This is a genomic window from Muribacter muris (genome assembly GCF_001038205.1).
Lineage (GTDB): Bacteria > Pseudomonadota > Gammaproteobacteria > Enterobacterales > Pasteurellaceae > Muribacter > Muribacter muris.
In genome coordinates, this window is the sequence record NZ_JWIZ01000050.1 from 1 (window position 1) to 20,567 (window position 20,567).

General features: G+C 44.1%; 19 protein-coding genes, 1 tRNA gene and 2 pseudogenes. 16 read left to right on the forward strand and 6 right to left on the reverse strand.

The features are described from left to right. Positions 1-227, reverse strand: a pseudogene (locus tag RO21_RS12555) (IS1595 family transposase); the annotation flags it as partial. Between the two features lie 554 nt (positions 228-781). Next, positions 782-1,192, reverse strand: a complete 411-nt coding sequence (locus RO21_RS13495; RefSeq protein WP_241482458.1) for a S24 family peptidase — start codon at positions 1,190-1,192, stop codon at positions 782-784. Between the two features lie 318 nt (positions 1,193-1,510). Here RO21_RS13495 and RO21_RS13500 point away from each other — a divergent pair. Beyond that, positions 1,511-1,885: pseudogene (locus RO21_RS13500) on the forward strand (transposase); the annotation flags it as partial. A 54-nt stretch (positions 1,886-1,939) separates the two neighbouring features. On the opposite strand, the gene argG reads toward RO21_RS13500, so the two are convergent. After that, positions 1,940-3,271 (reverse strand): argininosuccinate synthase, encoded by a 1,332-nt coding sequence (gene argG, locus RO21_RS08110; protein ID WP_047977296.1) that lies wholly within the window; start codon positions 3,269-3,271, stop codon positions 1,940-1,942. Between the two features lie 172 nt (positions 3,272-3,443). Here argG and RO21_RS08115 point away from each other — a divergent pair, with 172 nt between their 5' ends. From RO21_RS08115 to rsmA, 6 genes are all read left to right on the forward strand, one after another. Then, positions 3,444-4,481: a glycosyltransferase family 9 protein gene (locus RO21_RS08115; RefSeq protein WP_047977297.1), complete on the forward strand. Its 1,038-nt coding sequence runs from the start codon at positions 3,444-3,446 to the stop codon at positions 4,479-4,481. A gap of 58 nt (positions 4,482-4,539) precedes the next feature. Beyond that, positions 4,540-5,334, forward strand: coding sequence for a D-alanyl-D-alanine carboxypeptidase family protein (locus RO21_RS08120; protein WP_047977298.1), 795 nt, complete (start codon positions 4,540-4,542; stop codon positions 5,332-5,334). A 123-nt stretch (positions 5,335-5,457) separates the two neighbouring features. Beyond that, positions 5,458-6,984 (forward strand): ribosome biogenesis GTPase Der, encoded by a 1,527-nt coding sequence (gene der / locus RO21_RS08125; protein WP_047977299.1) that lies wholly within the window; start codon positions 5,458-5,460, stop codon positions 6,982-6,984. A gap of 102 nt (positions 6,985-7,086) precedes the next feature. Further along, the gene (gene hldE, locus RO21_RS08130; RefSeq protein ID WP_047977300.1) at positions 7,087-8,514 is read left to right on the forward strand and encodes a bifunctional D-glycero-beta-D-manno-heptose-7-phosphate kinase/D-glycero-beta-D-manno-heptose 1-phosphate adenylyltransferase HldE; all 1,428 of its coding nucleotides are present in this window, start codon (positions 7,087-7,089) and stop codon (positions 8,512-8,514) included. Between the two features lie 68 nt (positions 8,515-8,582). Then, positions 8,583-9,521: a peptidylprolyl isomerase gene (locus tag RO21_RS08135; protein ID WP_047977301.1), complete on the forward strand. Its 939-nt coding sequence runs from the start codon at positions 8,583-8,585 to the stop codon at positions 9,519-9,521. 96 nt (positions 9,522-9,617) lie between these two features. Next, positions 9,618-10,496: a 16S rRNA (adenine(1518)-N(6)/adenine(1519)-N(6))-dimethyltransferase RsmA gene (rsmA, locus tag RO21_RS08140; protein ID WP_047977302.1), complete on the forward strand. Its 879-nt coding sequence runs from the start codon at positions 9,618-9,620 to the stop codon at positions 10,494-10,496. 213 nt (positions 10,497-10,709) lie between these two features. Here the strand turns inward: rsmA and lon are convergent, their stop codons facing one another. Next, on the reverse strand, positions 10,710-13,115 hold the full coding sequence (lon, locus tag RO21_RS08145) for an endopeptidase La (protein ID WP_047977303.1): 2,406 nt from the start codon (positions 13,113-13,115) through the stop codon (positions 10,710-10,712). 169 nt (positions 13,116-13,284) lie between these two features. Between lon and hflD the strand changes: the two genes are divergently transcribed. The 9 genes from hflD to RO21_RS08190 all read left to right on the forward strand — a co-directional run bounded on the left by hflD (position 13,285) and on the right by RO21_RS08190 (position 19,278). Further along, a complete protein-coding gene (gene hflD / locus RO21_RS08150) occupies positions 13,285-13,911 on the forward strand; it encodes a high frequency lysogenization protein HflD (RefSeq protein WP_047977304.1) in 627 nt (208 codons plus the stop codon). Positions 13,912-13,925: 14 nt separating this feature from the next. Continuing rightward, positions 13,926-15,293: an adenylosuccinate lyase gene (gene purB, locus RO21_RS08155; protein WP_047977305.1), complete on the forward strand. Its 1,368-nt coding sequence runs from the start codon at positions 13,926-13,928 to the stop codon at positions 15,291-15,293. Positions 15,294-15,371: 78 nt separating this feature from the next. Then, on the forward strand, positions 15,372-16,133 hold the full coding sequence (locus tag RO21_RS08160; RefSeq protein WP_047977306.1) for a DeoR/GlpR family transcriptional regulator: 762 nt from the start codon (positions 15,372-15,374) through the stop codon (positions 16,131-16,133). Continuing rightward, the gene (gene ubiA, locus RO21_RS08165; RefSeq protein ID WP_047977307.1) at positions 16,133-16,999 is read left to right on the forward strand and encodes a 4-hydroxybenzoate octaprenyltransferase; all 867 of its coding nucleotides are present in this window, start codon (positions 16,133-16,135) and stop codon (positions 16,997-16,999) included. The genes RO21_RS08160 and ubiA overlap by 1 nt, the downstream gene beginning before the upstream one ends. A gap of 103 nt (positions 17,000-17,102) precedes the next feature. Next, positions 17,103-17,188 (forward strand) — tRNA-Leu (locus tag RO21_RS08170). Positions 17,189-17,358: 170 nt separating this feature from the next. After that, positions 17,359-17,517 carry a hypothetical protein gene (locus tag RO21_RS12890; protein ID WP_157019704.1) on the forward strand — a complete coding sequence of 53 codons (159 nt, stop codon included), beginning with the start codon at positions 17,359-17,361 and terminating at the stop codon, positions 17,515-17,517. Between the two features lie 89 nt (positions 17,518-17,606). Then, on the forward strand, positions 17,607-17,936 hold the full coding sequence (locus tag RO21_RS12895) for a hypothetical protein (RefSeq protein ID WP_047977308.1): 330 nt from the start codon (positions 17,607-17,609) through the stop codon (positions 17,934-17,936). Between the two features lie 14 nt (positions 17,937-17,950). Continuing rightward, positions 17,951-18,718, forward strand: coding sequence for a PoNe immunity protein domain-containing protein (locus RO21_RS08185; protein ID WP_162198523.1), 768 nt, complete (start codon positions 17,951-17,953; stop codon positions 18,716-18,718). Positions 18,719-18,729: 11 nt separating this feature from the next. Next, positions 18,730-19,278 carry a DUF6531 domain-containing protein gene (locus tag RO21_RS08190; protein ID WP_047977309.1) on the forward strand — a complete coding sequence of 183 codons (549 nt, stop codon included), beginning with the start codon at positions 18,730-18,732 and terminating at the stop codon, positions 19,276-19,278. Positions 19,279-19,518: 240 nt separating this feature from the next. On the opposite strand, the gene RO21_RS13760 is transcribed toward RO21_RS08190, so the two are convergent. Together RO21_RS13760 and RO21_RS12175 are read right to left on the reverse strand one after the other, a co-directional pair. Beyond that, a complete protein-coding gene (locus tag RO21_RS13760) occupies positions 19,519-19,767 on the reverse strand; it encodes a Mu transposase domain-containing protein (protein WP_420911993.1) in 249 nt (82 codons plus the stop codon). 429 nt (positions 19,768-20,196) lie between these two features. After that, on the reverse strand, positions 20,197-20,469 hold the full coding sequence (locus tag RO21_RS12175) for a helix-turn-helix domain-containing protein (protein WP_162198524.1): 273 nt from the start codon (positions 20,467-20,469) through the stop codon (positions 20,197-20,199). Between the last annotated feature and the right edge of the window lie 98 nt (positions 20,470-20,567).

Genomic DNA, 20,567 nt, shown 5'->3' on the forward strand with positions numbered 1-20,567 from the left:
TAAACTCCTTTCCTTGACGTTTTAGTAAGCCAAAAACTGAGGCTTTTCCGGCTACTCCCCGACCTCGTTTTCCTTTGCGATGACGAGTCTAATCTTGTGGTAAAACAGTACCGCGGTATTCGGTTGAATGTCAAACAAATTAGCCGCTGTTCTTGCTGTCACTTGTGCAAAAAAATCGAGCAGTCTTAGCTGAATTTTTTCTTTAATTTACAGTGAGTTATCTTCATTTTTGTAGTATGGCATCCTTGCTAATCTACTACGGCCCCAAAAAGAAAATAGGGATTTGGTTGAAGTTTCCTAAATTTGGCGGATCTTATATTAGGAACAATAACGGGACGAATTCCATTTTTATCAGAGGCACCGGAAGATATTATTTTATGAATTTAATCAAAAAATCATAGAAGAAAATCAAGGTGACTCAATGGCTATCTGATTGGGGTTACAAAACCTCAAAAATCGCTATGCACAATTAAAAGCAAACGGAGCATAATGCTGTGTCAGGTTCTCTAAGACTCTATGCCGATTTAACGGTCTTCGATAGTAATCTTGATTTGCTTTACAAATAGTTGGGGAGATTTGAATACCAATAAATATTAGGGGCTAGTAAGCTCATTTTTCATTGTCTGAAAAGTAAAATTAAGAAAAAATGATCGACTTGTGGTAAAATATCAAAAACAACCGGAATAATTAAGAAAATTAAACAATTCAATAATATACATTTAAATGACTTTTAAACGAGGCTATGTCCCACGTGAACTACCTGCCTGAGAAAGTTTTGACTTCATCTGTTGAAAGGATTTATAGGCTCGTTCTCGTCTTTATTGTCGCTGATTAGTTCTACCTGATCCCATTTTATTTTTAAACGTTTGACCCATACGCTATCATAGTTTTGTACCAAGTAGATATTATTTCTAGCAATTTCATTTTTACTTAAATCTACAAACAACTGATCATCTCTGTCAATAGTAGGAGGGGGCATTGAATTACCATTTGCCCAAATACTGCCTATTTGTTTGGAAAGCCTAGGCTTTGCAGATAGAATATCTGCATAGGATTCTTCTCTATCAGGATGAGTTATGCTTTCGTTAAAGCTGTCAAATTCTGCTGAAACGCTAATACCGCTATAACTGTCAACCATTGTAACCAATTCTTCTAATAAACTTTTAACTTTCTCAAGGAGCTTTTCTGTCATTGCTGTTGGCTACTCTTTTCTTGTTGCAAGCTATTCAAGGTTTACTCCTGAAGATTCAGTAGTTTTATAAGATTAGAATGATGGATCGGCTTCACCTATTAACCAAAGATTTAACGAAATTATTGCAATTCCAATGTTTATAGCAAATTCGCTGATATTACCATTAAATTTTTCTTTAAGTATTTATTGAAGTCGAGCTCCAAACTCAGGATCATTGATTTTTATTTTGCTCATAAAATTAACCTTTACACTATACTTTAGTGTAAACTTTCAATGCTATAACTTTTCCCCTTCCCGATATAAAACGGCTTTTATGATGACCGGTCAAGAAGCCCGAACTTTGAGCAAATCGCAAGCATGCTGAAACAAGCAACGGCAAGGCTTACTAGGTCGAATCCGATATTACATTCCGATCAAGGTTGGCAATATCAAATGTCGGGCTATTGAGCGATATTAGAGACAAATGACAATGTGCAAAGTATGTAGAGAAAATGAAATTGTTTGGATAACGGAGCAATGGAAAGCTTTTTCGGACGGCTAAAAACCAGATGTTCTTTTGGCAGACAATTTAAAACATTTGCTGAGCTTGAGCAAACTATTCACAAGTATATTCATTACTACAATAATGAACGTATTCAAGTGAGGTTAAAAGAACCAAGCCCTGTGGAATACAGAGCTCGGTCCCCAAATTAAATCAGTCTGACTTTTAGAGCAGATTAGTCTCACATGCAGATTTTCGTTTTTTAACTATTTATCCCCAAGCTGCGGCAAGACATTATTTTGAACGGAAAGTAGGCCGGTATTCGTGTAAATGCCTAATTTTTCCCGTGTATCGACAATATCAAGATTACGCATTGTTAATTGACCGATCCGATCTGCCGGGGTGAACGGTGCGTCTTCGACTTTTTCCATACTCAAGCGTTCGGCTTCGTAAGTTAAGTTTGGCGATTCGGTGTTAAGAATGGAGTAATCGTTACCACGGCGTAACTCAAGGGTAACTGTGCCGGTAATCGCTTTGGCAACCCAACGCTGTGCGGTTTCACGTAGCATTAAGGCTTGCGGATCGAACCAGCGACCTTGATAAAGCAGGCGACCCAAGCGTAAACCGTTGATCCGGTATTGTTCAATCGTGTCTTCGTTGTGAATACCGGTAACTAAACGCTCATAGGCAATGTGCAGTAACGCCATTCCCGGTGCTTCGTAAATACCGCGGCTTTTTGCTTCAATGATGCGATTTTCGATTTGGTCGGACATTCCTAAACCGTGGCGACCACCGATGCGGTTAGCTTCTAAAATCAATTCTACCGCGTCTTCAATACGTTTACCGTTTAAGGCTACCGGTACGCCTTCTTCAAAGGTAACGGATACGGTTTTCGGTTTGATTTCAACGCTTTCGTCCCAAAATGCCACGCCCATAATCGGCTTCACAATTTTAATGCCCGTGTTTAAGAATTCTAGATCTTTCGCTTCGTGGGTAGCGCCGAGCATATTGGAATCCGTAGAGTAGGCTTTTTCTACTGACATTTTATATTGGAAACCGTTAGCAATTAAAAATTCCGACATTTCGTGCCGACCGCCCAATTCATCAATAAAGGCTTGGTCTAACCACGGTTTGTAGATTTTTAATTGCGGGTTAGTGAGTAAGCCGTAGCGGTAAAAACGTTCAATATCATTGCCTTTGAAGGTGCTGCCGTCTCCCCAAATATTCACATCATCTTCTTTCATCGCTGCCACTAACATTGTACCCGTTACGGCACGACCAAGGGGCGTGGTATTAAAATAAGGTACACCGCCTGTGGAGATGTGGAATGCACCGCACTGAATTGCAGCAATGCCTTCGTGAGCCAACTGCGCACGGCAATCAATTAAACGTGCATTTTCTGCGCCATATTCCATCGCTTTTTTCGGGATAGCATTGTAGTCATCTTCATCGGGTTGTCCAAGATTTGCCGTGTAAGCATAAGGCACTGCCCCTTTTTGTCGCATCCAAAGTAACGCGGCGGACGTATCTAAACCGCCTGAAAAGGCAATACCGACTTTTTGACCTAAGGGTAAAGATTCTAAAATTGTCGCAGACATACAAATTCCTATTGAAACGTGAGTAAAATGAATGAACAAAACGCAAACGGTTGCGTTTATGTGCCTTATTCTAGTCGAAAATCGGAAAAATTACATCTAAAATCTCCGACATCTAGGGGGATAAATGGAAAAATGCTAAGATAGTACTCCCATTCTCTAACAGACAATGAAGATGAAAAAACTGCTTGTTATTCGCAATGATAAAATCGGCGATTTTATGCTCTGCTTTCCGGCATTTGCTATGCTTAAACAATCAATGCCGAACCTTGAAATCACAGCGCTTGTACCGAGTTATACCGCACCGCTTGCCGAACTTTGCCCGTTTATCGATAAGGTGATCGTCGATACTGCCGATAAAAATTCAAGGGCTGAACAACAACGTATCTTGCAAGCGGTGCGTTCCGCCCAATTTGATGCAACGATTTGCTTTGTGTCCGATTGGTATAACGCAAAACTCACGTGGCGAAGCAGTATTGCTTACCGATTAGCCCCTGCGACCAAGCTGTTTCAACTTCTCTATAATCACCGCTTAACCCAACGCCGCTCACGTTCGGAAAAAGCGGAATCGGCATATAATTTAGACTTAGCGCGTCGCTTTTTGCGGGATCACAATCAGCCAGTGATCGAACCTGACACGCCGTTTCTATCCTTTTCGCCAACAACTGTTGCCGCACAAAAAGCGAAGTTGGTGGCACAACTGGGGCTTGATCAGGATCAAAAATGGCTGTTTGTACACGTTGGTACAGGCGGCTCGGCAACCAATCTTTCTCTTCATCAATACGCCAAGCTAATTCAAGGGATTTTAGCGCAATTTGACTGCCAAGTGATCTTAACCGCCGGCCCAAACGAAAGTGAAAAGGCTCTCGCTCTGCAACAACTGATTGCTCATCCGAGTGTTGCAGTGTACGACAAAAATGACGGGCTCACCGATTTTTGCCATTCGCTTGCTTGTGCCGATCTGTTTATTGCCGGTTCAACCGGCCCGCTCCATATTTGCGGTGCACTCAATATTGCCACGATCGGCTTTTACCCTAGCCGCCGTTCCGCACTTCCTCGCCGGTGGCGACCGATTAACGATGCAGATAAACACATCGCTTTTATGCCGCCTTTGGGGAAAAAGACGGAAAAAAATCTCACGCTGATTGCAATTTCAGAGGCTTTGACGGAGATTTTGCCTTTTATCCAACATTGCTGGCAGACGAAAGCATAGCGGTGTGGCATAAAACATTGTAATATAGCCCTTTTTTTGACTCGATACTGACTTAATTATGTTAAAAAAACTGTTATTGACCGTTGCTCTTTTCCCCGCTTTCGTTGCGGCTTACACCGGGCAATCCTATGTCGTGTATGATTTTAGCCACAATCGCGTGTTAGAAAGCCATCAGCCAAATCAAATTAAGCCGATAGCGTCCGTTACCAAATTGATGACGGCAAATGTATTTTTAGAAAATAATACAGATAAACACTGCACGGCAGCAATTACACAAGCCGATACGGACTTCATCAAAGGCACTTATACCCATTTACCGAAAAATAAACCGATTGCCTGCCACGAGTTGCTCAAAGCAATGTTAGTGCAATCGGACAACTATGCCGCCCACGCCCTGTCCCGTGCCTCCGGAATGAGCCGTGCCCAGTTTATTCAGAAAATGAACCAAAAAGCCAAGCAACTGGGAATGCACTCGACCCACTTCAAAGACAGCTCGGGATTATCCAGCGAAAATGTGTCCAGCGTGGCGGATTTAGTCAAACTTTCCCGTTATTCTTTGCAAAAACCGATGATTCGGGAACTGTCAAATACACGGGCAACACTGGTGAAAGTCGGCAATAAACATATTTATATGCACAATACCAATGCCCTTGTCAGAAACGAAATTTTTGATGCGGCGCTCAACAAAACCGGCTATACCAAAGAAGCCGGCTACAATTTGGTGTTCATCAACAAACACCGCTGCCGTAACGGAATGATCGGAGTGATCAGCCTGAATAACCAAAGTGCCGGCTTCCGTGCCAATTTTACCAAGCAAAAACTGATGCAATACGGCTGCACAACGATTGGTTAGCTGATAAAAGCAGGGAATTGATTTTCCTGTGCGACACGAAAAACCGCAGAGCTTTTGCAAGATTTACGTTATAATGTCGCCATTTTGCAAAACTGTGCAAACCAGATTAAATAGAGGTTGTTTATGACTCCTGTTGTTGCCCTAGTGGGCAGACCTAATGTCGGAAAATCCACATTATTTAACCGCTTGACCCGCACCCGTGATGCGTTGGTGGCAGATTTTCCGGGACTTACCCGAGATCGCAAATACGGGCAAGCCAATGTCGGCGGTTACAATTTTATTGTCATTGATACCGGCGGGATTGACGGCACGGAAGAAGGCGTAGAAGAAAAAATGGCGGAGCAATCACTGTTGGCGATTGATGAAGCGGATGTCGTCCTGTTTTTGGTGGACGCACGAGCCGGTTTAGTGCCTGCGGATATCGGCATTGCACAATATTTACGCCAGCACGAGAAAAAAACCGTCTTGGTCGCCAATAAAACGGACGGCATTGATGCCGATTCCCACTGCGCCGAGTTTTATTCCCTTGGCTTAGGCGAAGTCGAACAAATTGCGGCAGCGCAAGGGCGGGGCGTAACGCAACTGATCGAACAGGTGCTTGCACCGCTCACCCAATCCCTTGAGGTAGAACAAGCGGTCGAATCCGAGCCGTCTTTTGCAAATGATGATACCACCCAAGACGAGTGGGATCACGACTTTGATTTCGAGAATGAAGCCGATACCGCCCTCTTAGACGATGCGTTAGAGGAAGAAAACGACAATGCGGCGGACGATAAGAACATCAAAATCGCGATTGTCGGTCGCCCGAACGTGGGGAAATCTACCCTCACCAACCGTATTTTAGGCGAAGATAGGGTAGTGGTGTACGATATGCCGGGCACAACCCGTGATTCCATTTATATCCCAATGGAGCGGGACGGTCAGCATTACACCATTATTGACACGGCGGGAGTGCGTAAACGGGGCAAGGTGCATTTGGCAGTGGAAAAATTCTCGGTGATTAAAACCCTGCAAGCGATCCAAGATGCCAATGTGGTACTCCTCACCATTGATGCCCGTGATAATATTTCCGATCAAGACTTGTCGCTACTCGGCTTTATTTTAAATGCTGGCAAATCCCTTGTGATTGTGGTGAATAAGTGGGACGGCTTATCGCAGGATATTAAAGATAACGTGAAATCGGAACTCGATCGCCGGTTGGATTTTATTGATTTCGCCCGTGTGCATTTTATCTCCGCTTTACACGGCAGTGGTGTGGGCAATTTGTTTGACTCAATCCAAGAAGCGTATCAATGCGCCACACAGAAAATGACGACCTCAATGCTCACCCGTATTTTGCAAATGGCAACGGACGAGCATCAGCCGCCGTTAGTCAATGGCCGCCGAGTAAAATTGAAATATGCGCATCCGGGCGGCTACAACCCACCGATTATCGTCATTCACGGCAATCAAATTGATCGGCTACCGGATTCCTACAAACGTTATCTGTCCAACTATTTCCGTAAAAGTTTGAAAATTATCGGCTCGCCGATTCGGGTGCTATTCCAAGAAGGTAATAACCCGTTTGCCGGCAGACGCAACAAGCTGACCCCAAGTCAGCTACGCAAACGGAAACGTTTGATGAAATTTATCAAGAAAAACCGAAAATAACCGAAAATAACCGAAAACAAGCGGTCGGATAACACCGATTTTTTGCAAAAAAATCTTGTCATCAGACCGCTTGCGTTGTTTACTCTAACTGATGAGATAAAAATGATGATGCAATATTCTCCTCAATTCACCGCAGCAAAGGTATTAGTGCTGGGTGATGTAATGTTAGACCGCTACTGGTTCGGCGCAACCCACCGCATTTCGCCGGAAGCGCCCGTGCCGGTGGTAAAAGTGCAAGAGTTGGAAGAGCGGGCGGGCGGGGCTGCTAACGTGGCAATGAATATCGCCAGCCTGAACGTACCGGTGATCTTACACGGCTTAATCGGGCAAGATGATGCGGGGCGGGCACTAGATACGCTATTACAATCCCACCACATTCAAAACCACTGTGTCGCTCTCGCCACTCACCCGACAATCACCAAATTGCGTATTCTCTCCCGCCACCAACAATTACTGCGTTTGGATTTTGAAGAAGGCTTTCACGCGGTGGACAGCCAGCCGTTGCTTGTAAAATTAGAGGCGGATATTACCGCTTGCGGAGCTTTGATTCTGTCCGATTACGGCAAAGGTACGCTCGCTTGCGTGCAACAAATGATCCAAATTGCCCGTCAAGCCAATGTGCCGGTGTTAATCGACCCGAAAGGCACGGATTTTGAACGCTATCGGGGGGCAACATTACTCACCCCGAATATGGCAGAATTTGAGGCGGTGGTCGGTCATTGTGCGAACGATGACGAAATTGTGGCAAAAGGGCTAAAAATGATCGCCGATTTTGACTTATCCGCTCTCTTAGTTACCCGCTCGGAAAAGGGAATGACGCTACTTCGTCCAAACCAACCGCCGTTCCATTTACCGACCCAAGCGAAAGAAGTGTATGATGTAACAGGCGCAGGCGATACGGTAATCAGCGTGTTGGCAACAGCGATTGCGGACGGGCGTTCCCTTGAGGAAGCCTGCTATCTTGCCAATGCGGCGGCAGGGGTAGTGGTCGGTAAGCTCGGCACTTCGACAGTCAGCGTATCAGAACTGGAAACGGCAATCCACCAACGTACCGAAACAGGCTTTGGTGTGGTAAGTGAACCGAGCTTAAAAGCTATCGTAGCACAGGCGAAAGCCCGTGGCGAAAAAATCGTGATGACCAACGGCTGTTTTGATATTCTACACCCTGGACACGTTTCCTACCTCGAAAATGCACGGAAATTAGGCGATCGTTTGATCGTGGCGGTCAATACCGATGAGTCGGTCAAACGCCTTAAAGGCGAGAGCCGCCCGATTAACGATTTGGACGCTCGAATGGCGGTGTTAGCCGGATTAGCTTCTGTCGATTGGGTCGTCCCCTTTGACGAGGATACCCCGCAACGCTTAATCGGCGACATTTTACCGGATTTATTAGTCAAAGGCGGCGATTATCAGCCGCAAGAGATTGCCGGTAGCCAAGAGGTATGGGCAAACGGCGGCGAGGTACGGGTGCTGAATTTTGAAAACGGCTGCTCCACCACCAACGTGATTAAGAAAATCCAATCGCTGTGAACCTTTTCAGCGAACGAGATTCTAACAATCATCTATTTTGACGACTTACCTTGAATTAGGAATAACAAATGAAATTAACTCACCTAAAATCACTTCTCGTCGCCGTTTGTACGTTGTTGAGCGTGGCTCAACTTAAAGCGGAAGAACGTGTGGTGGCAACCGTTGACGGTCATCCATTGATGCAAAGCGAAGTACAAAAAGCGTTGGGCAAGCGAGCCAATACGGAGGCCAACCGCAAAGCGGCATTAGACGATCTGATCAACGATTTCATTGTACAACGTGAAATTCAACAATCCGGTATTAAAGTGAATTACGCTTATGTCGATCAAGTCATCGAAAATATTGCCCGTCAAAACGGGATCACTTACGGGCAATTATTGGATTACCTTGACTCACAACGCATTACCCTCAACCAGTATCGCCAACAAATTGCCCATCAAATGTTAATGGAGCAAATCCGCCACCAGTCTATCGGCAAAACGATTCAGGTTGAACCGCAAGAGGTGCAAGCCCTTGCGAAAGAGATGATGGAAAAAGCAAAAGCGAACGGCAAAATCAAAGCCGTAACCGGCACACAGCACCGCATTAGCCATATTTTGTTAAAAACTACCCCGATTTTAAATGATAAGCAAGCTAAGCAGAAACTGACGGAAATTGCCGCCGACATTAACGCCGGCAAACAAACCTTTGAACAGGCGGCAAGCGCCAATTCTGTCGATTATGCCTCTGCAGCCGAGGGGGGCGATTTAGGCTGGAATTTCTTGGATATTTATGATCCGGCATTTGCCAAAACCGCGAAAAACAGTAAAAAAGGCGTGATTTCCGCCCCGTTCAAATCGCAATTTGGCTGGCATATTCTCAAAGTAACGGATACCCGTGAAAGCGATCGCACCGAAGATGCCTATATGCAAAAAGCCTACGAACAATTAGTCGATAAACAAGCCGAAGCGGCTTCTAAAGATTGGGTAAAAGCACTTAGAGATCGTGCGACCATCAAATATTTCTAAACAACATTAAAAATAAGAACCTCGCGCTTGCGGGGTTCTTTGCGTTATTCAATTTGCAAAAAAACGGCGGTAATCTACCGCTTGTCAGGACAAACAATGAGTTCAAATTCAAAAAAACATTTAGGGCATACCGCCCGTAAACGCTTCGGGCAAAACTTTCTCCACGATCAAAATGTGATTCACAATATCGTGGCGGCGATTGCCCCGAAAAGCGATCAATTTTTACTGGAAATCGGGCCGGGCTTAGGTGCGCTCACCGAGCCGGTTGCCGATTTAATCGATCATCTCACGGTGGTAGAACTCGACCGAGATCTCGCCGAACGCCTGCGTCATCACCCTTTTTTACATCAAAAACTCACCGTCATTGAGCAAGATGCGCTACGTTTTAACTTCCGTGATTATTTTAACAGCCTTAAACTGACCGAGCAAGGCAAGCGGGTAAGAGTATTTGGTAACTTACCCTATAACATTTCCACCCCATTGATGTTTCACCTTTTAACTTTCCACGATTTAATTGAGGATATGCACTTTATGTTGCAAAAAGAGGTGGTCAAACGCCTGTGCGCTGCGCCAAACAGTAAAGCATACGGCAGGCTGACGATTATGGCACAATATTATTGCCAAGTAATGCCGGTGTTGGAAGTGCCGCCAACTGCGTTTAAACCTGCGCCGAAAGTGGATTCTGCCGTAGTACGCTTAGTGCCTTACCCAACCCTACCGCATCCGGTAAAAGATATCTACTGGCTCAATCGTGTAACGACCCAAGCCTTTAACCAGCGGCGTAAAACCCTGCGCAATGCACTTTCGACACTCTTTACTGCCGAACAATTAACCGCTCTCAATATCGACCTGAATGCGCGGGCGGAAAATTTAAGTTTGGCGGACTATGCCCGCCTTGCAAATTGGTTGTGCGATAACCCGCCTCAAGAGGTAAATGAGACGGTATTTGATGAAGATATTCAGCCTATTATGTAGTGATACAAAATTGAATTGTACTTATAAGTAGGGATACCAAATCGACAGTCCTTAAAGACATTCGGTTTTCATTGGTCTGCGCATAGATTGAACTAGCCAATTTGAGCATTTACGCCATCATAGCGAAGGCAATTAACGACTAATTTGCTGCAAGCGGTGTGATTTTGCCTATTTTTTACAAAAAAGAAGGGACGTTTTTACGTCCCTTTTAATTTACTGCACACTAGTCGATTTGGTTTTTTTCACCTTAATCGTGCTTTTTTGTGCGTTCGGTACAATGTCAATGCCCTGCGGTGCATTTTCAAGGGCGATTGCCAATACTTCGTCAATAGTTTCGACCGGATAAATCGCTAAAGCCTGCTTCGCATTTTCAGGGATTTCCTCCAGGTCTTTTTCATTTTCTTTCGGAATAATCACGGTCTTGATGCCACCACGGTGTGCCGCCAATAGCTTCTCTTTTAAGCCGCCGATTGCCAATACTTTACCACGCAGGGTAATTTCACCGGTCATTGCCACATCGGCACGCACCGGATTGCCTGTCAGACTGGATACTAAAGCGGTACACATTGCAATCCCTGCGCTCGGGCCGTCTTTCGGGGTCGCCCCTTCCGGTACGTGAACGTGAATATCCCGTTTTTCATAGAAGTCCGGTGCAATGCCCAATTTTTCCGCACGGGAACGTACCACAACCATTGCTGCTTGGATCGACTCTTTCATCACATCACCAAGCGAGCCGGTATAAGCAAATTTGCCTTTGCCGATCACCGAGGCGGTTTCAATGGTCAGCAGATCGCCGCCCACTTCCGTCCACGCTAAACCGGTTACTTCACCGATACGGTTTTGGTTATCCATTTTGCCGTAGTCAAAACGTCTCACCCCCAGATAATCGGCAAGGTTTGTTTCATTAACAGTAATCGCTTTGCAGGTTTTATCTAACACTAACGCTTTCACCGCTTTGCGACAAATTTTAGCAATTTCGCGCTCTAAATTCCGCACGCCCGCTTCACGGGTGTAATAACGGATAATGCCTAAAATCGCACTATCTTCAATCGTCAATTCACCCGCTTTCAAGCCGTTATTCTCTTGCTGTTTGGCAACTAGATGCTCTTTGGCGATGTGCATTTTTTCATCTTCCGTATAGCCGGAAAGACGGATCACTTCCATACGATCTAGCAATGCCGGCGGTATATTCATGGAATTGGACGTTGCCACAAACATCACATCGGAGAGATCGTAGTCCACCTCTAAATAATGGTCGTTAAAGGCTTTGTTCTGTTCCGGATCAAGCACTTCCAACAATGCTGAAGCCGGATCGCCCCGCATATCCTGTGCCATTTTGTCGATCTCATCAAGCAAAAAGAGCGGGTTTTTCACGCCGGCTTTCGCCATTTTCATCATTAGTTGCCCCGGCATTGAGCCGATGTAGGTGCGGCGATGCCCGCGGATTTCCGCTTCATCACGCACACCGCCCAACGCCATTCGCACATATTTTCTGCCCGTAGCATTGGCAATGGATTGACCGAGCGAGGTTTTCCCCACTCCCGGTGGCCCGACTAAACAGAGGATCGGCCCTTTCAGCTTATTCAGACGGCTTTGCACCGCAAGGTATTCCAAAATCCGTTCTTTGACACGCTCAAGCCCGTAATGGTCTTTATCCAGTACTTCCTGCGCTTTTTGCAAATTTTTCTTCACAACCGAGCGCTTGTGCCACGGCATTTGTAAAATCCAGTCGATATAACCCCGCACTACGGTCGCTTCCGATGAGCTTTGCGGCATTGCTTTGAGCTTTTTAAACTCGCTGTCGATTTTCTCCTGCACCTCTTGCGGCAGTTTTGCTTCGGCAATTTTTTCTTTGAGCTTATCTAATTCACTCTGTTCAACATCTTCACCGTTATCCAACTCTTTTTGAATCGCTTTGATCTGCTCGTTGAGGTAATAATCCCGCTGATTTTTTTCCATCTGCTGTTTGACACGGTTGCGGATACGGCTTTCGGTTTCGAGGGTATCCATCTCCGTTGCCATTGCGACTAACAAGGCTTCAAAACGTTTGATCAGGTTGATCTCTTCCAACAAGGCTTGCTTTTGTTTGACGGAGACCACCAGATTTGCTGCCATTGTGTCTGCCAAGCGGTCTTCAAATTGAATTTTTTGCAATTTAGGCAGAATTTCCGCCGGCACTTTTTTATTGGTTTTGATGTAATTTTCAAACTCGGTCAGTGTCGCTTTCGCAATCGCTTTCAATTCTTCATTATCATCTTGATAGTCGGAGACTAACGCCGTAACGCCCGCCCAAAAGCCGTTTTCATCATCGTGAATATGTTCAATATTAGCACGGGTTTGCCCTTCCACCAGCACCTTGACCGTGCCGTCCGGCAGGTTGAGCATTTGGATAATGTTGGCAATCACACCGGTATGGTATAAATCATCCGTTGTCGGATCTTCATTATTCGGGTCTTTTTGCGTGACTAACAATAATTGCTTATTGGATTCCATTGCGGCACGCAAGGCTTGGATAGATTTATCCCGCCCGACAAACAGTGGCATTACCATAAACGGAAAGACCACCACATCTCTAAGTGGTAGTAACGGTAGCTCAATTGGTTTCTTTTTTCTTGCCATTTTATCGCTCTCCTAAATTGAATTAGCACATTATGGGGGCGGATTTCGGAAATACAAGCGAAATTGCTAAAATTTGCAAATTGGTAGGATTGCCCGCTAGACATTCTCAATCTTGCCTTTTTATGCTATATTCCCACGCAATTTTTTGCAAAATGACTTGATTTGGAAAATGGCACATTATCAGGATATTTCCATTGCATTGGCGGGGATCTGTCAAACGGCTGCGTTAGTGCAACAATTTGCCCACAAAGGCACGGCGGATCGTGAGATCTTCGGGCATTCGTTACGGAGTTTGTTGATCACACAGCCGGAATCGACCGAAGCCGTATTCGGCGGTATCAGCTCGTTGAAAGTCGGTTTTGAAACGCTGTTATCTCAATTTGGCGCAAAACAGGGCAAGTTGGACACGGAAATCGGGCGGTATTGGATCAGTATCTTAGCGTTAAGCCAGAAACTGGCTAAAAACGCCACAGCAAAATCGGCGCTAGCGCAGCGTTTACAACAATTAGAACGGCAATTAGCTCTCTATGACGGCGATATTCTGCACGAACAGATGATCGCCAATATCGCCGCTGCCTATAGCGACATCATCAGCCCGCTCGGCTCAAAAATTCACGTTATCGGTGCGCAGGATTATCTTTCCCGTCCGGATATTCAACATCGGGTGCGAGCCGCCCTACTCGCCGGTATCCGTGCCGCTATTTTATGGCAGCAAGTCGGCGGTAGCCGCTGGCAATTTCTCTTTTGCCGTAAAAAAATTCTCACTGCAACTCAATCTTTATATTCCTCGTTATAACTGGAGACTTTTCTATGCAACTTAATGCTTTAACTGCATTATCCCCGATTGACGGTCGTTACCAAGATAAAGCGGCTACCTTACGCCCGATTTTCAGCGAATTTGGCTTATTAAAATTCCGTGTTACCGTAGAAGTGCGTTGGCTACAAAAATTGGCGGCACACGCACAAATTCAGGAAGTACCGCATTTATCCCAACAGGCAAACGATTACTTAGATCAAATCGTTGCCAATTTTTCGATGGCAGATGCCGAACGGATTAAAACGATTGAGCGTACCACCAACCACGACGTCAAAGCCGTCGAGTATTTTTTAAAAGAAAAAAGTGAAACGCTGCCTGAGTTAGCCAAAATCAGTGAATTTATCCACTTTGCCTGCACCTCTGAAGATATTAACAACACCTCGCACGCCCTAATGCTCAAAACCGCCCGTGAGGATGTCCTATTACCGGAATGGCAAAAACTGATCGCCGCCATTGAGGAATTGGCAAACCGCTATAAACAAATGCCGTTACTTTCCCGAACCCACGGTCAGCCGGCAAGCCCGACTACCCTCGGTAAAGAGATGGCAAACGTTGCTTACCGGTTAAAACGCCAATATAAACAACTGGAAAATCTTGATATTCTCGCCAAAATCAATGGTGCGGTCGGCAACTACAATGCCCATTTATCCGCCTATCCGGATATTGACTGGCACACCTTCAGCCAAGAATTTATCACATCGTTAGGGGTAACCTGGAATCCGTACACCACGCAAATCGAACCGCACGACTATATTGCCGAATTTTTTGACTGCGTGGCACGTTTCAACACCATTTTGATTGATTTCGACCGTGATATGTGGGGCTATATCGCACTTAACCATTTCAAACAACGGACGATTGCCGGCGAAATCGGCTCAAGTACAATGCCACATAAAGTTAATCCGATCGACTTTGAAAACTCCGAAGGCAATTTAGGTTTAGCAAACGCGGTAATGGCACACTTAGGGGCGAAATTGCCGATCTCCCGCTGGCAACGCGATTTAACCGACTCCACGGTGCTACGCAATCTAGGCGTTGGCTTAGGCTATGCACTCATTGCCTATGCGGCAACCCTCAAAGGCATCAGCAAACTTGAAGTGAACGAGCAACATTTGCTGGATGAATTGGATCAAAACTGGGAAGTCTTAGCCGAGCCGATCCAAACTGTAATGCGCCGTTACGGCATTGAAAAACCGTATGAAAAACTGAAAGAATTAACCCGTGGTAAACGGGTGGATGGCGAAGCGATGCGTCAATTTATTGACGACTTAGCCTTACCGGAAAACGAAAAAACACGCTTAAAACAGATGACGCCGGCAAGCTATATCGGCTATGCGGTTGAATTAGTGGACAAACTGTAAAATCTTGCTGAAAACTGACCGCTTGCAAGCGGTTGGTTTTAGGAAATATTTTGCAAATCATCGAATTGGAACATCGGAATGAAACAGTCGATTCGGCATCAAAAGATTATTGAACTGGTTACACAGCTCGGTTATGTCAGCACGGAACTGCTTGTCAATGAACTGGGGGTCAGCTCGCAAACGATCCGCCGAGATCTAAACGAACTGGCGGAAAATAATATGATCCGCCGCCATCACGGCGGTGCAGCACTGCCGTCTAGCAGTGAAAACAGCGATTATAGTGATCGTAAACAGTTTTTTTCCTTGCAAAAAAAGACTATCGCCCAGAATGTCGCCAAAATGATTCCAAACGGTTCATCCCTGTTTATCGACATCGGCACCACGCCGGAAGCGGTTGCCGGTGCACTACTTGAGCACCAAAATCTCCGCATTGTTACCAATAATCTCAATGCCGCCCATATTCTGATGCAAAAAGAGGATTTCCAAATCACCATTGCCGGCGGCGGATTACGCTTTGACGGTGGCATTATCGGCGAAGCGACCGTGAATTTTATCAACCAATTTCGTTTGGATTTCTGCATTCTCGGCATCAGTGCCGTTGAGCCGGACGGTTCAATGATGGACTATGATTACCACGAGGTACAAGTGAAACGGGCATTGATGCGAAATGCCCGCCACGTTATTTTAGTAATCGATCACTCTAAATTTAACCGTAATGCGATCGTCCGCTTAGGTAATCTGCGTGAAATCAACTACCTGTTTACCGATAAAACGCTCCCGTTCGAAATCGCCAACCTTTTGGCAAACAGCGATGTGAATATTAATATTTGTTGCCCGTAATGACGTTTTTTCCCTCTGATAAATGGCGAGCTTACGCCCAACTAATGCGCTTAGACAAACCCATCGGCACATTCTTATTGCTTTGGCCGACACTGTGGGCATTATTTAGCGCCAGCAACGGACTACCGTCTTTCTCTATTTTACTGATTTTCGTACTGGGCGTTATCGTAATGCGTGCTGCCGGTTGTGTAATCAACGATTATGCCGATCGCCATATTGACGGTAGCGTGAAACGCACCGCCCAACGCCCGCTTGCAACAGGTCGCATTCGCCCAAATGAAGCGAAAGTATTATTTATCCTCTTGATTGCTATCGCATTTTTATTAGTCTTGCAGCTCAATTTCTACACGATCGGGCTGTCAATTATCGCCGTTGGGCTGGCAACTGTTTACCCTTTTATGAAACGCTACACCCACCTGCCGCAGTTTGTCTTAGGAATGGCATTCGGTTGGTCGATACCAATGGCATTTGGTGCAGTCAGCGAACAACTTCCCCTAGAATGCTGGCTACTCTTTTTTGCCAACCTCGCGTGGACGGTAGCCTACGATACCCAATACGCAATGGTCGATCGGGACGACGATCTTCGCATTGGGGTAAAATCTACCGCCATCTTATTTGCGCAATACGATAATAAAATCATCGCCTTATTACAGCTTATTACGCTCATTTTATTAACCGTTTTTGGTAAAATCAGCCAATTTTCTACCGCTTACTTCATCGTACTAGCTTGCACAGCGACACTATTTATCTATCAATGCAAATTAACCAAACAACGAGAAAGAGACGCCTGCTTCAAAGCCTTTCTAAATAACCATTATATCGGAATGGGGATTTTCTTTGCTATATTGGCGGGAATCTATCTATAAACCGTTGAAAATAACGGCAAACAACGATTTTTCAGTGATTTTAGCTTGCATACCAAAACGAAGCTCTCTATAATTCACCTCGTTTTCAAGACATTCCAAATTTGCCAGTGTGACGAAATTGGTAGACGTAGCGGATTCAAAATCCGCCGCTGAATAAGCGTGTCGGTTCGAGTCCGACCACTGGCACCAGTTCCCAAATAACTTATTTCTGCTAACGAGTTTATCTACTTAGGTATTATTCAATCTAAGACAAATTAAACGCTGAATTCAATAGCTAGGCGGTATGCTGAAATTCAGAGAACTCATCAAGAAAATACAGGGCTATGATTTAATTATAGTGGACACTCGTGGCATTACCATTGATGACTGTACTTGCCACCAATTTAGTCATTTATCCAATGAAGCCGGAATTGATCTCCGTTTGGGAATTTGCCCGTGGCATACTGAATTTATATGAAGCTCTCACCATTTTCACCCAATACGGTATTACATTACCGCCTCTGAAAGCGGGTCATTAATTGTCTCGCTCATACAAAAGATGCAAAAGACATTGTTGACAACCTTTACGAGATGTTTGCCGACAACACGCACATTGACCTGCTGAACGTTGAAATCACCCACAAAAACATTAGATGATAAAATAAGAAAGGGCATTGATGGTATTTACAGAAATACTACACCACCGCCTAAATTTGTGATAGATGAAGCAAAATATGGTTCTTCGAAGCTAAGTAAGCTAAAAGATGGTACGAGACAAATGTCTGATAATTGGATTATGGATAGACTAAATCATTTAGATCGTAAGGCTCGGGATGATATATTGAAAGCTATCGAAAGAAAGGAAATAGATCGAGTTTTGAGTAAAGTTGATCAATTCGGAAATGTAAATACATTCAAATTGAATAGTTTAGGAAAAAACATAGGAAAATGGCCGTAAATAGTGAGGTGTATATGAGAGTTAGAGATAATCTAAATACAATATTTAACTATAATGAAGGGATCGATTTTAATAAAAATGCTATTTTAGAAAGATTTCAGTATATAAATTCTTTAACAAGTAATACGGAATTTAAAGCTGATAAATATCTAATAAGCAATAATGAAACTATTAAGAAGATATATGAAACAATTTTTTTATATCAAACAGAAATCCTTTTATCTACATATTCCGCAGGCTATTCAATAGATAAATTTAAAGTAGAGTATTCTAATACTATAGACATTATGCTATTAGTTTGGGAGCAGCGGGGAGGGTATTTGTCTATTCTAAATATGCTTTCAATAGCTATTATTTTAGATTTAAAAAGTGAACAATATAAGCTATTTGAACTATTTAAGCAGAATAATGAAAAAGATGATTTTCAAATCAATGATTTTCTATTAGATTTTCTTTTTAAACAAAATAATCTTGATAGAGAGGTTTACCCTGATTTTCTGATAGCAAAGCCCTATTCTTTATTAAAAGAAGTTATTATATTAGCCTCAAAAGATAAATCCAAAGCCGTACTTAAGCTAAAGGCATACTTACAAAAAAATTGGTTTTCTGCTCTCAAACGCCAAGATTTAATTCAAGAAACGCACAAATCTCCTTATGGCACACATTGTGGTTATTGGAGTTTTGAAAGTGGAGCATTGGTTAAAATACTAGGGCTTGATGACTGTATTTTGAGAGATGTTCCTTATTATCCTTATGATTTAGTACATTATCAGCATTCATAAAATATATTTCTATGTTTTTTCAATATGGGTTTCCTGAAAAAAAGGGTATCAACCGCTATATCCAAGCGGGTAAAAAATGGGTAAAAGGCGACCCTATTGATGTGTTCAGCGGTCAAGTGGTTGAGCAGCGGACGGATTTTTCGTTAGGGCAAACGATTGAACTGGCGTTTGTGAGAACGTGGGCGAGAACCAAAGAGAGCGACCGAACACACGGTTTATGCGGGCAGTATTGGGTTGATAATTTCTCTGAATATGCTGAAATTTCCCAACACGGGCAACATATCCGTATTGCGACCCAAGAAGGCACTTATTTGCGTTTTGGGTTGCCTGTTGGGACACTGCAATCATTCAACCCCGACCACCCGCAATATACCCTGATTCGGGAATCGTCAGCACTTGTATTATATAACCGAGACACCGGGCTTCGTAAAATTTTTGCGTCTCTAACCTCTCAAACAGCACCTGATATCGCCCTAGGTTACCCTGCTTTAACTGATGGCATCTTTCCTATCTGCTATTGGCAGGATGAATTTGAAAACCGTGTTGAATTTGGCTGTTAAAAACCACTAAAACTAAGAAATTTATCGGTGGTTTAAGGCTGTTTAAATTGTCTTTAAATGCTCTGTTGCCTAAAGGGTAATCAAACAGATTAACTAATGTTGACAATTGCTTTGTCAATTATCTTCCAAAATTAAACCACAAAGAGCATGGCTTTATCTCTACGAGGTTGTTTGAGTAAATGGTGTTGGAGGGTTTTAATCGCCTCAGGGAGTGCCCAAACCTTGAAAAGGTTCACCGTGTCATAATGCTCCCAGCTTTCGCTTTAAGACAGAGAGGTAATGAAGAGGATTATAGCTCGTGCCACCTTTCGTAAATTGCCGAGGATGTTGGGCAACAATTTGGTTCTGATAAATGAGGGTAATCTCCAGTGCCCTGATTTGGGCTATCACCTCTTTCCCGCACAAATGACAAGGTACGCTATATCGGTGAGTATCAAATAAAATGAGCTCAGAGGTATTGACGAGTAGTCGAGCTGTGCGGTAGCCCAAATAAGTGTGGAATAGGGACAGCTTTTCCCATTCTTTATCTAAACACGGAGCGACAGTCTGCTGTTTATCTTCAATCCCAGGTTGGGTTCGAATCTGCCTTGCACACCAATGACTTAAATAATCATTGAGCTCGCCTAGGGAAGAGAAGGCAAGTAACGGATGAAAAAGCCGTTTGCGTAAGGTTTGAACCTGCCGTTCGATTTAGCCTTTTCCCAACCGGAAGCAGGTGTACAGGTAACGGATTTAATAAGGAATGGCAAAGTCTAAAATGGGCAATACTGATTTTGGTTTCCACCCCATTTAACACGACTTTCTCAAAACGTCAATCAAATTGGTAGGATTCGCCGAGAGGACATTTTGAGGAATAAAGACGGTTTTCGTGGTGGGTGAATAAGTCGAATAACACGGGAAACACAAGGATATTGCTCTTCAAATCCAAGGCTTTTTAGGTACTCGAAATGGCGTATTGCCGTTAACCGCTGAGTAAGTGGTAGCCATATCGGCTTCAAGACGTTCAATTAACAGTGCCTTATAAGGTCCCAATTTAGGCGAATGAGTGTGTTGGCGTTGGTATTTGGGGATATCAATCGTATTGAGATACTTTTTGACAGTATAACGACTAAGACGAAGTTTTTCAGCGATTTGGCGCTGAGAAAGCCAGCCTTTATGATAAAGACGGCGAATTTTTAAGAGAGTTTCCATGCAAAGCATACCAGGTTATTCCCTGTTTAAATAACAAGGAGTTTATCAAAAGATGCAGTGGATCACTTTTCGATGATCTTACTGCATCAGCCTGGCGC

Bases quoted from the DNA above. Each gene is read 5' to 3' on its own strand.
- rsmA (WP_047977302.1), top strand. From the start codon at position 9,618: ATGAGTTCAAATTCAAAAAAACATTTAGGGCATACCGCCCGTAAACGC.
- der (WP_047977299.1), top strand. From the start codon at position 5,458: ATGACTCCTGTTGTTGCCCTAGTGGGCAGACCTAATGTCGGAAAATCC.
- hldE (WP_047977300.1), top strand. From the start codon at position 7,087: ATGATGATGCAATATTCTCCTCAATTCACCGCAGCAAAGGTATTAGTG.
- ubiA (WP_047977307.1), top strand. From the start codon at position 16,133: ATGACGTTTTTTCCCTCTGATAAATGGCGAGCTTACGCCCAACTAATG.
- purB (WP_047977305.1), top strand. From the start codon at position 13,926: ATGCAACTTAATGCTTTAACTGCATTATCCCCGATTGACGGTCGTTAC.
- hflD (WP_047977304.1), top strand. From the start codon at position 13,285: ATGGCACATTATCAGGATATTTCCATTGCATTGGCGGGGATCTGTCAA.
- RO21_RS13495 (WP_241482458.1), bottom strand. From the start codon at position 1,192: ATGACAGAAAAGCTCCTTGAGAAAGTTAAAAGTTTATTAGAAGAATTG.
- RO21_RS12175 (WP_162198524.1), bottom strand. From the start codon at position 20,469: ATGGAAACTCTCTTAAAAATTCGCCGTCTTTATCATAAAGGCTGGCTT.
- RO21_RS08190 (WP_047977309.1), top strand. From the start codon at position 18,730: ATGTTTTTTCAATATGGGTTTCCTGAAAAAAAGGGTATCAACCGCTAT.
- lon (WP_047977303.1), bottom strand. From the start codon at position 13,115: ATGGCAAGAAAAAAGAAACCAATTGAGCTACCGTTACTACCACTTAGA.
- argG (WP_047977296.1), bottom strand. From the start codon at position 3,271: ATGTCTGCGACAATTTTAGAATCTTTACCCTTAGGTCAAAAAGTCGGT.
- RO21_RS08135 (WP_047977301.1), top strand. From the start codon at position 8,583: ATGAAATTAACTCACCTAAAATCACTTCTCGTCGCCGTTTGTACGTTG.
- RO21_RS08120 (WP_047977298.1), top strand. From the start codon at position 4,540: ATGTTAAAAAAACTGTTATTGACCGTTGCTCTTTTCCCCGCTTTCGTT.
- RO21_RS08160 (WP_047977306.1), top strand. From the start codon at position 15,372: ATGAAACAGTCGATTCGGCATCAAAAGATTATTGAACTGGTTACACAG.
- RO21_RS08115 (WP_047977297.1), top strand. From the start codon at position 3,444: ATGAAAAAACTGCTTGTTATTCGCAATGATAAAATCGGCGATTTTATG.
- RO21_RS08185 (WP_162198523.1), top strand. From the start codon at position 17,951: ATGAGAGTTAGAGATAATCTAAATACAATATTTAACTATAATGAAGGG.